Genomic DNA, 13,675 nt, shown 5'->3' on the forward strand with positions numbered 1-13,675 from the left:
TCATTTGAACGTTTAGAATATGTACACATTTTCAAACAAATTAAAAACCTTTGCATTTGTCCTTATGGCGCTTGGCTTGTTAGGTATTGCATATGGTTTTTTAACTGCACCTAAAACTACGCAAGACGTAGAAAAAATATTAGCCGAAAGTCATCATGAGGGTGGTCACCACGCTGCTGTTGCGGCACATGATGCTGCTGGTGCTGAGGCACATCACGATGTTGCCGTGGATTCAGTAAAACATGAAGCTCCTGCTGCTGAAACTCATGCGGTTGCTACAGATTCTGTTAAAACACAGGAGGCTGACTCAACTAAAGCAATTGTAGCTCCTGTAGTTGAAGAAGATCACCATGATGCTCATGCTGCAAAAGCAGAGTCTCATGAAGCTGATGCACACAAGGACCATGAAAAACACTTGAATCACGTATTGCACCAATTGCAAAATAAGCCATGGGCTGCATTGTACGTGGCATGTATCTTCTTCTTGTTGATTTCAGTTGGAGTTTTAGCATTCTATGCTATCCAATGGGCTGCACAGGCTGGTTGGTCGCCGGTATTGTTCCGTGTAATGGAAGGTATTACTGCTTATGTATTGCCGGGTTCAATTATCTTCTTATTGTTGCTTATCTTGTCCGGAATGGAAATGAACCATTTGTTCGCGTGGATGGCTGAAGGAGTTACTGAGCCGAAACATCCAAACTACGATGCTATCATTGCTGGAAAATCCGGTTTCTTAAATGTTCCTTTCTTCCTTTTCAGAGCAGTTACTTTCTTAGGAGGTTGGAATTTATACCGTTACTTCGCAAGAAGAAATTCATTAGCACAGGATAATGCTACTGATGATTCGTTCTACAAAAAGAACTTCAAGGCTGCTGCCGGATTCTTAGCGTTCTTTATCGTTTCGGAATCAATCGCGTCTTGGGACTGGATCATGTCTGTTGACCCACACTGGTACAGTACATTGTTCGGATGGTACGTATTCGCAAGTTTTGTGGTAAGTGGGGTAACAACGATTGCTTTTGTGACTTTATACCTTAAATCTAAAGGTTATTTAGAGTATGTAAATACAAGCCACATTCACGATTTAGCTAAATTTATGTTCGGATTCAGTGTTTTCTGGACGTACTTATGGTTTTCTCAATTCATGTTAATGTGGTATTCAAATATCCCTGAAGAGGTAACCTATTTCGTCACTCGTATCGAGCACTTTAAATTACCATTCTTTGGTATGGTTGTGTTGAACTTCGTATTGCCAATCCTAATCCTTGTGAACTCAGACTTTAAACGTTTGACTTGGGTTATTGTTATGGCAGGTATCATTATACTTACAGGTCACTATATTGATTTCTTCAATATGATCATGCCGGCAACTGTTGGAGATCAGTGGTTCATTGGAGTGTCTGAGATCAGTTCATTGTTATTCTTCTTCGGATTATTCATCTTTGTAGTGTTTACTGCTATAGCGAAAGCTCCATTATTAGCAAAACGCAACCCATTGATCGAAGAAAGTAAACATTTCCATTATTAATATATTTAAAGAAATAAACAAATGACAAGTTTATTGGTACTTACAGTTGTAGTTTTATTAGGGATTGCTATATGGCAATTGACTAAGATATTCGATCTGACACAAATCGGGGCAAAAAAGGATGATTCTGAAGTTGCAAACGATAATGATAATAATGTGAATGGTTACCTAATGTTTGCCTTTTTGGTTTTCATTTATCTTACAACTATTTACTGTGTTGTAAAATTTGGTGACTTACCTTTAATGAGTGGTTCTGCTTCGGCACACGGAGCTGATTACGATAAATTAATGTGGATTTCAATGATCTTGATTTTTATCGTGCAGACTATTACTCAGGCGTTACTTCACTTCTTTGCATTCAAATACCGTGGTAAACAAGGAAGAACAGCTTTATATTTTGCAGATAATGACAAATTAGAGTTTATCTGGACTATCATCCCGGTTATTGTATTGGCAGGTTTGATCCTTTATGGATTGTATGCTTGGACAAACATTATGTTTGTTGATGAAGAAGAGGATGTAATGTATGTGGAATTGTATGCTAAACAGTTCAGCTGGGAAGCTAGATATGCAGGTAAAGACAATACTCTTGGAAAAGCCAATGTTCGCTATATTGAAGGAGTGAACACATTAGGGGTTGATATGTCTGATCCTAATTCACAAGACGATAGACAAGTTTCTGAACTTCACTTGCCAGTAGGTAAAAAAGTGGTTTTCAAAATTCGTTCTCAGGACGTGTTGCACTCTGCTTATATGCCTCACTTCAGAGCACAGATGAATGCTGTTCCGGGTATGGTTACGCAATTCGCTTTCACACCGACAATGACAACTGATCAAATGCGTCAATCGGCTGATATGGTTGAGAAAGTGGCCCGCATCAACAAAATCAGAGCTAAGAAAAGCCAGGAGTTGGTAGCGGAAGGTAAAACTGCCTTAGATCCGTATACTTTTGATTATTTATTGTTATGTAACAAAATTTGTGGACAATCTCACTATAACATGCAAATGAAAATTATTGTTGAGAGCGAAGCTGATTACAAAAAATGGTTAAGCGTACAAAAGTTGTTGAGAATTGCGGTAGCAGAAGATAAAGCAAAAGAAGCTCCGGCGACTGAAGCTGCAGTTCCGGCTGCTAAAGTGGAAACGGTTAAAGTAGATTCGACTAAAGCTTTAGCTCAAGTTAAATAATAATTGATTTTTTAATACTATTCAAATTAAAAGAATATGTCAGCAGTAGGACACGATTTAAGTCACGATCACGGACACGATCACGATCACGAACACCACCATAAAGATACTTTCATTACAAAGTATATCTTTAGTATCGACCATAAGATGATTGCGAAGCAATATTTGATTACTGGTCTTATAATGGGTATCATCGGTGTTATGATGTCATTATTATTCCGTATGCAGATTGCTTGGCCGGAAGAATCTTTCGGTATCTTTAAATTCCTTTTAGGTGAAAAATTTGCTCCGGGAGGAGTAATGCGTAACGATATTTACCTGGCTTTAGTTACCATCCACGGTACGATCATGGTATTCTTCGTATTAACTGCCGGATTGAGCGGTACGTTCAGTAACTTGTTAATTCCATTGCAAATCGGAGCTAGAGATATGGCTTCCGGTTTCATGAACATGATTTCATACTGGTTATTCTTCGTTTCTACCATCATCATGTTATGTTCTTTATTCGTTGAATCAGGACCGGCTTCAGCGGGATGGACTATTTATCCTCCGTTGAGTGCTTTGCCACAGGCGATTCCAGGTTCAGGAACAGGTATGACATTATGGTTGGTTTCAATGGCTATCTTCATTGCTTCGTCTTTGATGGGATCATTGAACTACGTAGTTACTGTAATCAACTTGAGAACTAAAGGAATGTCAATGACAAGATTGCCTCTTACTGTTTGGGCTTTCTTTGTAACGGCTATCATCGGTATCGTTTCGTTCCCGGTTCTATTGTCTGCAGCATTGTTATTGATTTTCGATAGAAGCTTCGGTACGTCGTTCTTCTTATCAGATATCTTCATTTCAGGTGAAGTATTGCATTACCAAGGTGGTTCACCGGTATTGTTCGAGCACTTATTCTGGTTCTTAGGACACCCTGAGGTATACATCGTATTATTACCGGCTTTAGGTATCACATCTGAAATTATCGCAACTAATTCACGTAAACCAATCTTCGGTTACCGTGCGATGATTGCTTCTATCTTAGCAATCGCATTCTTATCGACTATCGTTTGGGGTCACCACATGTTCATCTCAGGTATGAACCCATTCTTAGGTTCGGTATTTACATTTACAACATTATTGATTGCAATTCCTTCTGCGGTAAAAGCATTCAACTACATTACAACGTTATGGAAAGGTAACCTGCAGTTAAACCCTGCAATGTTATTCTCTATCGGATTGGTATCTACTTTTATCACTGGTGGTTTGACAGGTATCATCCTTGGAGACTCTACTTTGGATATCAACGTACACGATACGTATTTCGTAGTAGCGCACTTCCACTTGGTAATGGGTATCTCTGCACTTTACGGATTCTTCGCCGGTGTTTACCACTGGTTCCCTAAAATGTTCGGAAGAATGATGAACAAGAACTTGGGTTACATCCACTTCTGGGTTACTGCAGTTTGTGCTTACGGGGTATTCTTCCCAATGCACTTCATCGGAATGGCTGGTTTACCAAGACGTTACTATACAAATACAGCGTTCCCGTTATTTGATGATTTAGCTGATGTTAACGTTTTAATCACTATGTTCGCATTAGTAGGTGCTGCATTCCAAATTGTATTTATCTGGAACTTCTTCTATAGCATTTTCTACGGTAAGAAAGCAGTTCAGAATCCTTGGAGATCAAACACTCTAGAGTGGACAGCTCCTGTTGAGCACATTCACGGAAACTGGCCAGGTGAAATTCCTCACGTGCACAGATGGGCTTACGATTACAGTAAACCAGGTCACGATGAAGATTTCGTACCACAAACGGTTCCTTACAAAGAAGGAGAAGAGCAACTTCATCACTAATATTATAGATTCATATAAAAAAGCCTTTCCAGTCGGAGAGGCTTTTTTATTCGCTTTTGACTGATGTTCCTGTAATTGCGAGCATAATGTGCGGGTTAGCAAGGAGCAATCTGTATACGAGTTCTGGAATGCTTTTATTGAAGCAGTTCTTATAAAAGAAATTGTCTTTAGGTTTTCGTTGACTATGAGAGGCTACGTTTTCCTCTTTGAGCAGTGGTCCTCGCTGCGCAAAGTCTCCCGACTTTGAGCAAGAATTGAAAGAAGATGCTACGTTCAGATGTTTGTTGGACGTGTTTGTCTCAATAAAAAAGAGGTCATATTGCTATGACCTCTCAATAAATTCTTGATTTACTATCACCCTACACTTAAAACAATAGATAGGATAGCGCCCGAAAAAGAACACGTTTGTAGTGCCTCTTATTCAAACATACAACAAATCAAAAATCCTGATGTAAAATTACGGCTTTTATATATTGTAACCAATTGAAAAACAGATTTTAAGAAAATTTTAGTTCCTTTTTATGAAATAACACTCCGAATTTTCGATCAGGATAATAAGAGCAATTTAGTGCCCCGACAGCCCGTAAGCACATTCCTCGCAGTTCAAACTATTTCAAATAAAAAATCCCAACCATAACAGTCGGGATTTTTTTCATGTGAGAAAGAATTAGTTTTTCGATTTAGTCAAATAATATACCGGAATTCCCGTAAGCATAATCAATACGCCCCAGCCACAGGTTGAGAATTTTGTAATCAGTAAAGTAATGCTGATAGCCGAAGCCGTTATGATGTAAAACAATGGCAAGAATGGGTAACCAAATGCTTTGTACGGGCGTACTGCATCAGGTTGCTTTTTACGAAGAATGAATATGCCGTAAATAGTCAGGATATAGAATATCAACACGATAATCACCACAAAGTCTAAAAGATCCCCGTATTTTCCTGTCAGACATAAGAAGGAAGCCCAAAAACACTGCGCCCAAAGTGCCCAGGCCGGAACGCTGAATTCATTCAGATGGCCTGCTTTTTTAAAGAATAAGCCATCTTTCGCCATCGTATAATATACACGGGCGCCGGCCATAATCAATCCGTTATTGCAGGCAAAAGTGGAAATCATGATCATTACCGCGATAATCAATGTGCCGATGTTGCCAAAAATGCTATTCGCAGCCACCACGGCTACACGGTCTGATTTAGCAAAAGCAATTTCTTCCAAAGGGACTACAGCCACATACATCACATTGGCCATAACATAAATGATGGTGACAATAAACGTTCCTAAAAACAAACTCAAGCCGACATTGCGCTCCGGATTTTTGATTTCCCCAGCAATGAACGTGACACCATTCCAGGCATCACTTGAAAATAAAGAGCCTACCATGGCAGCGGAAATTCCGGTAATAAGTGCAGTTCCGGAAATAGGTAGCCATGAACCCGTTTCGGCATTAAAGGATTTCGTCGCCCAAACATCCGTCCAGTTCGCATCCCAGACGTTGGCTTTAGCGGCCATCAAACCGAATATAATTAAGCCTAATAAAGAAGCAATTTTGATAATCGTCAGGATCGTCTGCAGTATCTTTCCGTTCTTTACCCCGCGACTGTTGATGAAAGTAAGTAATATAATGGTGAAGATCGAAACCAATTGCGCGGCATTAAGCTTGAAGGAACCGATTTCATACAGCACGTTTTCATCACTCACGGCCGGAATCAGATAAGCAGTAAACTTAGAAAAGGCAACGCCTACTGCGGCAATGGTCCCCGTCTGGATCACGCCGAAGAAACTCCACCCATATAGAAAAGCGATGAGTTTATTGTAGGCTTCTTTTAAATAGACATATTGTCCACCTGCTTTTGGGAACATGGCACTCAACTCGCCGTAACTCACCGCAGCAATAATGGTGATAAGTCCGGACAATAACCAGATGATCAGTAACCAGGCGGTAGATCCTACCTGACGTGCGATATCGGCACTTACAATAAATATTCCCGAGCCGATCATTGAGCCCACCACCAGCATGGTACCGTCCAATAAGCCCAATTCGCGTTTCAGATGTTGTGTTTCTTCTTGCATAAAATTTTTGTTAAATTGGCTTAAAGATATAAAAACATCCGTTTTAGTCAGACTTTTTTTTGTAACTTACGTAAAGCTAAATTCTTACGATTATGGACAGTGTAAAAGAATATACAAACGGTGAAGTGACTATAGTTTGGAAACAACATTTATGTCAGCATTCAGGTAATTGCGTCCGTGGATTGCCGGAGGTTTTCCGTGCCAAGGTACAGCCATGGATCAATCCCAGAGGAGCCAGTTCGGATGAAATGGTTGCCCAGGTGAAAAAATGTCCTTCGGGAGCATTATCATTTTATTATAATAAGGATAAGGCGAAAGATGGAGAATAGTTTGGAACTGTTGCCGATTTCGGTTAACGAAGAGAAAGGACGTTTCGAACTGGACGTAGACGGACAAATAGCCTTTACGGATTTTAAAATTACTAAGCAGGATATCATTTTCGTGCTGCACACCGAAGTTCCCATTGCGTTGGAAGGAAAAGGTGTGGGATCAGCACTGGTTTTAAAAACGCTGCATTGGATCAAAGAAAAAGGGTATCCTTTGGCGCCGCTTTGCCCATTTGTAGCGGCTTACATACAAAGGAATCCGGAATGGAAGGAAATTCTTGCACCGGGTTATCACATTTGATTATAAGGTTTAGAATGTGCCGACTGATTACTGCTAACTGATTACTTTCTTCCTATCTTTGCTCCATGAATGAAAATCTGAATCCTAATAAAGAGCGCTTTACCCCGCAGGAAGTTGACATCGAAAAGGCCTTGCGCCCCCTGAGTTTTGACGATTTTACCGGACAGGATCAGGTATTGGAAAATCTCAAAGTTTTCGTGGAAGCGGCCAATCTGCGCGGCGATGCTTTAGATCATACGCTTTTCCACGGTCCTCCGGGATTAGGGAAAACGACCTTGGCCAATATTTTGGCCAACGAGTTGGGCGTGGGAATCAAAATTACTTCCGGACCTGTGTTGGATAAACCCGGTGATTTGGCGGGATTGCTTACCAATTTGGATGAGCGTGATGTTTTGTTCATAGACGAAATTCACCGCTTAAGTCCGATAGTGGAAGAGTACCTGTATTCGGCCATGGAAGATTTCAAAATCGACATCATGATCGAAAGCGGACCCAATGCCAGAACCGTACAGATCAATCTGAATCCGTTTACTTTGGTTGGAGCTACCACGCGTTCCGGATTGCTGACAGCGCCAATGCGTGCACGTTTCGGAATCCAGAGCCGTCTGCAATATTACAACACCGAATTACTGACGACCATCGTGCAGCGAAGTTCGTCTATTTTAAATATGCCCATCTCCATGGAAGCGGCCATCGAAATTGCCGGTCGCAGCCGGGGGACACCTCGTATTGCCAATGCCTTATTGCGACGTGTTCGTGATTTTGCTCAAATCAAAGGCAACGGAAAGATCGATATAGAAATTGCTCGTTACGCTTTGAAGGCTTTGCATGTGGATGCCAACGGTCTGGACGAAATGGACAACAAAATTCTAACGACCATCATCGATAAGTTCAAAGGTGGTCCGGTAGGTTTGACAACCTTAGCCACAGCTGTTTCAGAAAGTGGTGAAACCATAGAAGAAGTATACGAACCGTTTTTAATCCAGGAAGGCTTTATCATCCGAACGCCAAGAGGACGCGAAGTAACTGAGAAAGCCTATAAACATCTGGGAAGAATCCGGAATAATATCCAAGGCGGTCTGTTTTAGGGCATTCCCCTTCAGGTCGGGCTTTCGCACTCGCTTTTTTTAGTTCCGCGAAGCTCCACTAAAAAAGAGCTCAGACAATTGCTCTATCCCTAATGCGGGCCCGGAACAGAAAAATCTGCGACAATCCGCAAAATCTGCGTGATTTTATAATGAGTTCTATTGCATTCCAAATGATAAAATGCATTCCGTGAAAGTAAAATCTGCGAAATTCGCCTGATTTTAAAATAAGATTTCAAATGTCAAACCAGCGGTCAAAATATACCCAAATGATTAAGTCCGAAGCCCAACGCCTCGGATTTTTGTCATGTGGTATTTCCAAAGCTGGATTCTTGGAAGAAGAAGCACCTCGTTTGGAAAATTATTTGAAACGTAATTTTCAGGGCGAAATGCATTATATGGAAAATCATTTCGACAAACGCCTCGATCCGACCTTGCTGGTGGATGGCGCCAAAAGCGTAATTTCCCTATTGCTGAATTATTATCCTTCCGAAGTGCAAAATCCTGAAAGTTATAAGATTTCAAAATATGCTTATGGTCAGGATTATCATTTCATCATTAAAGACAAACTCAAAGACTTACTGCAATTCATGCAAACCGAAATCGGCGAAGTGTCCGGACGTGCTTTCGTGGATTCGGCACCGGTGCTCGATAAAGCATGGGCAGCCAAAAGCGGTTTGGGCTGGGTCGGAAAAAATGGTAATCTGCTTTCGAAGCAGGTCGGTTCCTTTTTCTTCATAGCTGAACTGATCGTCGATTTGGATTTGGATTACGATACCATTACCACAGACCATTGCGGAAGTTGCACTGCCTGTCTCGATGCCTGTCCCACAGAAGCGATCGTGGCGCCATATGTAGTAGACGGAAGTAAATGCATTTCCTATTTTACCATCGAACTGAAAGACAATCTTCCCATGGAACTGAAAGGTAAATTTGATGATTGGATGTTTGGCTGCGATGTCTGTCAGGATGTATGTCCGTGGAACCGCTTTTCAAAACCGCACAATGAACCGCTTTTCAATCCGAATCCGGAATTGTTATCCTTCACCAAAAAAGACTGGGAGGAAATAACCGAAGAAACGTTTCAACGGGTTTTTAAAAATTCGGCGGTGAAAAGAACTAAAATAAGCGGACTTAAACGAAACATAGATTTTTTGAAGTAGTCAATTGTTTTGTTTTCGAAATTTCACCACCATGAATTTTGAAAAGAAGTAAGCGAGTACCCCCATAACACCGCTTACAATAATTGACCCTATTAAAATGGTCAATCCAGTGTCTTTTAAGTTGTCTTTCCAGTTTTCAACGTCAAATTTAATTTGAGTGTTTAGTAGCGATGAACCTACTTCATAATTCAATAACATAAAAAACGGACTCGTCAGCGGATTGGAAATCACACTCGCGGCAAGTGCGATGGCCAGATTGAATTTAAACATCCGGCTCAGTGCAATAACCAATGGCATTCCAAGTCCAAATGTGGGAAACACACTTATGAATGTCCCGATAGCGGCGCCCCACGCAATTTCTTCCGTACTGTTATGGGATCTGGCGATCTTCCAAAAGAAATCGGTGATGGTTTTCCATTTCATTTTATAATCTTTTTAAGAAACCGATTCTGGGGTAAGAAAGTCAGCATAATTTCGAAGAAGCGAACGACATAATACGAGATCCATTGACCAAAACGAACCAAGACGCTGTTTTTGGTCTGAAACGCTTCCGGAGTTATTTGTGTACACTGCGAAATAATATCCATCAAATGATCTTTATACTTCTCGGCAAAATCTGTTGAAGCGATGCCGACATTCATCTCGATACTGGCCTGTGAACTCAAATGATTTAGGTTGAACGAACCGATTGTGGTCCATTTTTGGTCGATGACCGCTGTTTTGCCGTGTAAAATGGATTGGCTCCATTCATAGAGTTCGATATTGTGGCGGAGCAGAAAAGCATAGTAGTAGTTTATTGCTGATTTTACCAGTGGGACATCGGAAACTCCGGACAGAATAAGACGGATACGGACATTTCGTTTCGCCGCTTTTTTGAGGGCCTGGGTAATTCTTCGGCCAGGTAGAAAATAGCCGCAAACGATGGTAATTTCGATTTGGGCCGTCTGAATGGATTTGATATAGGCGTTTTGGATTTCTTTTTTCCGTCGTAGCCAATCGTTTTGCATTATCTTTACACTGATCTGATTGTCCGGTTCCTGTGAAAATGTTTTACCGTTAGGGCGTTTTCCCTTTTTGAAAAAATAGTAATGACAAATCGATTGTGCCTGCCGGGCAATTGCAGGATCTTCAATTAAAACGGCATAATCCAGCCATGGCGCCTCATTTTGGTTTCCTTCATATTTTTCGGCAATATTGATGCCGCCAATCAAAACGGTTTTAGCGTCAGCCACCACAATTTTATGATGGAGCCGTCTTCCCAAATAAAAGGAATGATAGGAAAATAAAGGGGAAAAAAAGCGAAAATGAATGCCGTTTTTTTTTAAATCTTCCACAAATTTATCGGATAAAACCCGGGATCCCAATCCGTCCAAAAGCAGATAAACGGTCACTTTTCGCAAAGCCGCTTTTTTAAGAGCATTGGCTATTTTGTTTCCGGAGCTGTCGTCTGCAAGAATATACGTTTGAAGATGGATTTCGGTGTTGGCATTATTGATTAATTTTTCCAATCGGTCAAAAAAATCCCGTCCGCTGTATACGAGTGTAATTGCGTTGGTGCCAAAATCTGAAGAATTGCCGTTTTCCATTTTCTGTATCCAAATTTTCTGATAAATAGTGGAAGTTTGCGGTCCATCAATTTAGGGATAAATTATAAGATGCGCAATATTTTTTTCGGAGTGGTTGTTTTGGATTTTTTGCTTCTCAAAACCTGAAACGGTTAAAATCAATTACTTGGAGAAACAGAATTTTGGTAAGAAAAAAATGAAATGAAAACTTTTTCAAAGAATAGGGATAAAAATTTCAATTATTATCATCATCCTTTTATCTTTGTTAGTTAGTAAATAAACAAACCATGCATAAAGACAGTAAAAGGAGAGAAGCTTTATTATACCACGCCAAACCAACGCCCGGGAAAATTCAGGTTGTTCCAACCAAAAAATACGCTACTCAAAGAGACTTAGCATTGGCCTATTCGCCAGGAGTAGCAGAACCTTGTTTAGAGATTGAAAAAGACGTTGAAAACGTTTATAAATATACTGCAAAAGGAAATTTAGTAGCCGTAATTTCAAACGGTACTGCTGTTTTAGGTTTAGGAGATATCGGTCCCGAAGCCTCAAAGCCAGTAATGGAAGGAAAAGGACTTTTGTTTAAAATCTTTGCCGATATTGATGTTTTTGATATCGAAGTAGATACCAAAGATGTTGAAAAATTCATTGAAACGGTAAAAAATATTGCTCCGACTTTCGGAGGAATCAATTTAGAAGATATTAAAGCACCGGAGTCTTTTGAAATCGAAAGACGTTTAGTGGAAGAACTGAACATTCCGGTAATGCACGACGACCAGCACGGAACCGCAATTATCTCATCGGCCGCATTGCTTAATGCAGTGGAATTGGCCGGAAAGAAAATGGATGAAGTCAAAATGGTTGTCTCCGGAGCAGGTTCAGCAGCGATTGCGTGCGCGAACCTATATGTTTCTTTCGGAGTTAAACGCGAAAATATCGTAATGTTCAACAGTAAAGGTGCTTTACGTAAGGATGATCCGAAAATTTCCGAGATGCAACGCGCCTATGCTACCGATAAACATTTTGACGGGCTTGCCGATGCCATGAAAGGTTCGGATGTTTTCATCGGATTGTCTTCCGGTGATATCGTGACCCCTGAAATGCTGTTGAGCATGGCTGATAATCCGATTGTTTTTGCCATGGCGAATCCAACACCGGAAATCAGATACGATTTGGCTATTGCAACACGTAAAGACATCATTATGGCAACCGGTCGTTCCGATCATCCTAACCAGGTGAATAATGTTTTGGGATTCCCATTCATTTTCCGTGGTGCTTTGGATGTTCGAGCTACAAAAATTAACGAAGAGATGAAAAAAGCTGCGGTAGTAGCTTTGGCAAACCTCGCAAAAGCCTCTGTACCGGAGCAGGTTAATGTTGCGTACGGAGAAACAAAACTGACATTCGGTCGCGATTATATCATCCCGAAACCATTCGATCCGCGATTAATCGCCGAAGTGCCGCCGGCCGTGGCAAAAGCTGCGATGGAATCAGGCGTTGCTTTAGCACCTATCACGGATTGGGATAAATACCGCGATGAACTTTTAGAACGAATGGGCTCCGACAACAAAATGGTCCGTTTGCTCCATAACCGCGCGAAAACGGATCCTAAAAAAGTAATTTTTGCCGAAGCTGACCATCTGGACGTATTGAAAGCAGCTCAGATCGTTATGGAAGAAGGCATTGGAACACCAATTTTATTAGGAAATAAAGAAACGATTCTGGAACTGAAAGAAGAAATCGGTTTTGACGAAGATGTGGTTATCATCGATCCTAAAACGAAAGAAGAAGAAGAAAGAAGAAATCGGTTTGCCAACGTATACTGGGAATCCAGAAGAAGAAGAGGGACTTCATTGTTAGATGCCCAAAAATGGATGCGCGAGCGTAATTATTTTGCCGCTATGATGGTAAATGAAGGCGAAGCAGATGCTTTGGTTACCGGATATTCCAGAAGTTATCCGACTGTAGTGAAACCTATGTTGGAGTTAATACCAAGACAGCAGGGGGTACACCGTATTGCAACCACGAACATGATGATGACCAAACGTGGTCCTGTGTTTTTGGCCGATACTGCTATCAACCCGAACCCTGAGCCGGAAGATTTGGCAAGAATCGCTTTGATGGCTGCTAAGACCGTTAGAATGTTCGGAATGGAGCCGGTAATTGCTATGGTTTCTTTCTCCAATTTCGGATCTTCATCGGCTGAGAGTGCGGTGAAAATAAGAAAAGCGGTGGCTATTTTACATGAACACCATCCGGACTTAATCGTGGACGGTGAAATCCAAACTGATTTTGCGCTGAACCAGGAAATGCTGGCCAGCAAATTCCCGTTCTCAAAATTGGCGAATAAAAAAGTGAATACTTTGGTATTCCCTAACTTGGATTCGGCTAATATTACTTATAAGATGCTGAAGGAATTGAATAAGGTAATGTCGATCGGGCCAATTATGATGGGCTTGGACAAACCGGTTCACATTTTCCAATTAGGAGCCAGCGTAGAAGAAATGGTGAATATGGCAGCCGTTGCCGTTGTGGATGCTCAGGAAAAAGAAAAAAAATTAAAACAGGCTTTAAAACAATAATTTCAGATAATCTTTTATCCG

General features: G+C 40.9%; 11 protein-coding genes. 8 read left to right on the forward strand and 3 right to left on the reverse strand.

Annotated elements, in window-relative coordinates; all coding sequences use genetic code 11:
• The first annotated feature begins 19 nt into the window (after positions 1–19).
• Genes AC3E9U_RS04250 through AC3E9U_RS04260 form a run of 3 tightly spaced genes read left to right on the forward strand, consistent with a single transcriptional unit; the run spans position 20 to position 4,561 of the window.
• A complete protein-coding gene (locus tag AC3E9U_RS04250) occupies positions 20–1,528 on the forward strand; it encodes a quinol:cytochrome C oxidoreductase (protein WP_488745671.1) in 1,509 nt (502 codons plus the stop codon).
• Between the two features lie 21 nt (positions 1,529–1,549).
• Positions 1,550–2,716: a cytochrome c oxidase subunit II gene (locus AC3E9U_RS04255; RefSeq protein ID WP_488745672.1), complete on the forward strand. Its 1,167-nt coding sequence runs from the start codon at positions 1,550–1,552 to the stop codon at positions 2,714–2,716.
• 36 nt (positions 2,717–2,752) lie between these two features.
• Complete coding sequence (locus tag AC3E9U_RS04260) at positions 2,753–4,561, forward strand: cytochrome c oxidase subunit I (RefSeq protein WP_488745673.1); 1,809 nt, start codon at positions 2,753–2,755, stop codon at positions 4,559–4,561.
• A gap of 667 nt (positions 4,562–5,228) precedes the next feature.
• Here the strand turns inward: AC3E9U_RS04260 and AC3E9U_RS04265 are convergent.
• Complete coding sequence (locus tag AC3E9U_RS04265; protein ID WP_488745674.1) at positions 5,229–6,632, reverse strand: APC family permease; 1,404 nt, start codon at positions 6,630–6,632, stop codon at positions 5,229–5,231.
• A 92-nt stretch (positions 6,633–6,724) separates the two neighbouring features.
• Here AC3E9U_RS04265 and AC3E9U_RS04270 point away from each other — a divergent pair, with 92 nt between their 5' ends.
• The 4 genes from AC3E9U_RS04270 to queG all read left to right on the forward strand — a co-directional run bounded on the left by AC3E9U_RS04270 (position 6,725) and on the right by queG (position 9,507).
• The gene (locus tag AC3E9U_RS04270; RefSeq protein WP_488745675.1) at positions 6,725–6,961 is read left to right on the forward strand and encodes a (4Fe-4S)-binding protein; all 237 of its coding nucleotides are present in this window, start codon (positions 6,725–6,727) and stop codon (positions 6,959–6,961) included.
• Positions 6,951–7,259, forward strand: a complete 309-nt coding sequence (locus AC3E9U_RS04275; RefSeq protein ID WP_488745676.1) for a GNAT family N-acetyltransferase — start codon at positions 6,951–6,953, stop codon at positions 7,257–7,259. Before AC3E9U_RS04270 ends, AC3E9U_RS04275 begins: the two co-directional genes overlap by 11 nt.
• Before the next feature lie 65 nt (positions 7,260–7,324).
• Positions 7,325–8,347, forward strand: a complete 1,023-nt coding sequence (gene ruvB, locus AC3E9U_RS04280) for a Holliday junction branch migration DNA helicase RuvB (RefSeq protein ID WP_488745677.1) — start codon at positions 7,325–7,327, stop codon at positions 8,345–8,347.
• Between the two features lie 236 nt (positions 8,348–8,583).
• The gene (queG, locus tag AC3E9U_RS04285; protein ID WP_488745678.1) at positions 8,584–9,507 is read left to right on the forward strand and encodes a tRNA epoxyqueuosine(34) reductase QueG; all 924 of its coding nucleotides are present in this window, start codon (positions 8,584–8,586) and stop codon (positions 9,505–9,507) included.
• On the opposite strand, the gene AC3E9U_RS04290 is transcribed toward queG, so the two are convergent.
• Together AC3E9U_RS04290 and AC3E9U_RS04295 are read right to left on the reverse strand one after the other, a co-directional pair.
• Positions 9,508–9,930 (reverse strand): DUF2062 domain-containing protein, encoded by a 423-nt coding sequence (locus AC3E9U_RS04290; protein ID WP_488745679.1) that lies wholly within the window; start codon positions 9,928–9,930, stop codon positions 9,508–9,510.
• Positions 9,927–11,093, reverse strand: coding sequence for a phospholipase D-like domain-containing protein (locus AC3E9U_RS04295; RefSeq protein ID WP_488745680.1), 1,167 nt, complete (start codon positions 11,091–11,093; stop codon positions 9,927–9,929). The genes AC3E9U_RS04290 and AC3E9U_RS04295 overlap by 4 nt, the downstream gene beginning before the upstream one ends.
• Before the next feature lie 266 nt (positions 11,094–11,359).
• Here AC3E9U_RS04295 and AC3E9U_RS04300 point away from each other — a divergent pair, with 266 nt between their 5' ends.
• On the forward strand, positions 11,360–13,654 hold the full coding sequence (locus AC3E9U_RS04300) for an NADP-dependent malic enzyme (protein WP_488745681.1): 2,295 nt from the start codon (positions 11,360–11,362) through the stop codon (positions 13,652–13,654).
• Positions 13,655–13,675: the final 21 nt, after the last annotated feature.

The organism is Flavobacterium sp. 21.1, assembly GCF_057801535.1.

Bases quoted from the DNA above. Each gene is read 5' to 3' on its own strand.
- AC3E9U_RS04250 (WP_488745671.1), top strand. From the start codon at position 20: ATGTACACATTTTCAAACAAATTAAAAACCTTTGCATTTGTCCTTATG.
- AC3E9U_RS04255 (WP_488745672.1), top strand. From the start codon at position 1,550: ATGACAAGTTTATTGGTACTTACAGTTGTAGTTTTATTAGGGATTGCT.
- AC3E9U_RS04260 (WP_488745673.1), top strand. From the start codon at position 2,753: ATGTCAGCAGTAGGACACGATTTAAGTCACGATCACGGACACGATCAC.
- AC3E9U_RS04265 (WP_488745674.1), bottom strand. From the start codon at position 6,632: ATGCAAGAAGAAACACAACATCTGAAACGCGAATTGGGCTTATTGGAC.
- AC3E9U_RS04270 (WP_488745675.1), top strand. From the start codon at position 6,725: ATGGACAGTGTAAAAGAATATACAAACGGTGAAGTGACTATAGTTTGG.
- AC3E9U_RS04275 (WP_488745676.1), top strand. From the start codon at position 6,951: ATGGAGAATAGTTTGGAACTGTTGCCGATTTCGGTTAACGAAGAGAAA.
- ruvB (WP_488745677.1), top strand. From the start codon at position 7,325: ATGAATGAAAATCTGAATCCTAATAAAGAGCGCTTTACCCCGCAGGAA.
- queG (WP_488745678.1), top strand. From the start codon at position 8,584: ATGTCAAACCAGCGGTCAAAATATACCCAAATGATTAAGTCCGAAGCC.
- AC3E9U_RS04290 (WP_488745679.1), bottom strand. From the start codon at position 9,930: ATGAAATGGAAAACCATCACCGATTTCTTTTGGAAGATCGCCAGATCC.
- AC3E9U_RS04295 (WP_488745680.1), bottom strand. From the start codon at position 11,093: ATGGAAAACGGCAATTCTTCAGATTTTGGCACCAACGCAATTACACTC.
- AC3E9U_RS04300 (WP_488745681.1), top strand. From the start codon at position 11,360: ATGCATAAAGACAGTAAAAGGAGAGAAGCTTTATTATACCACGCCAAA.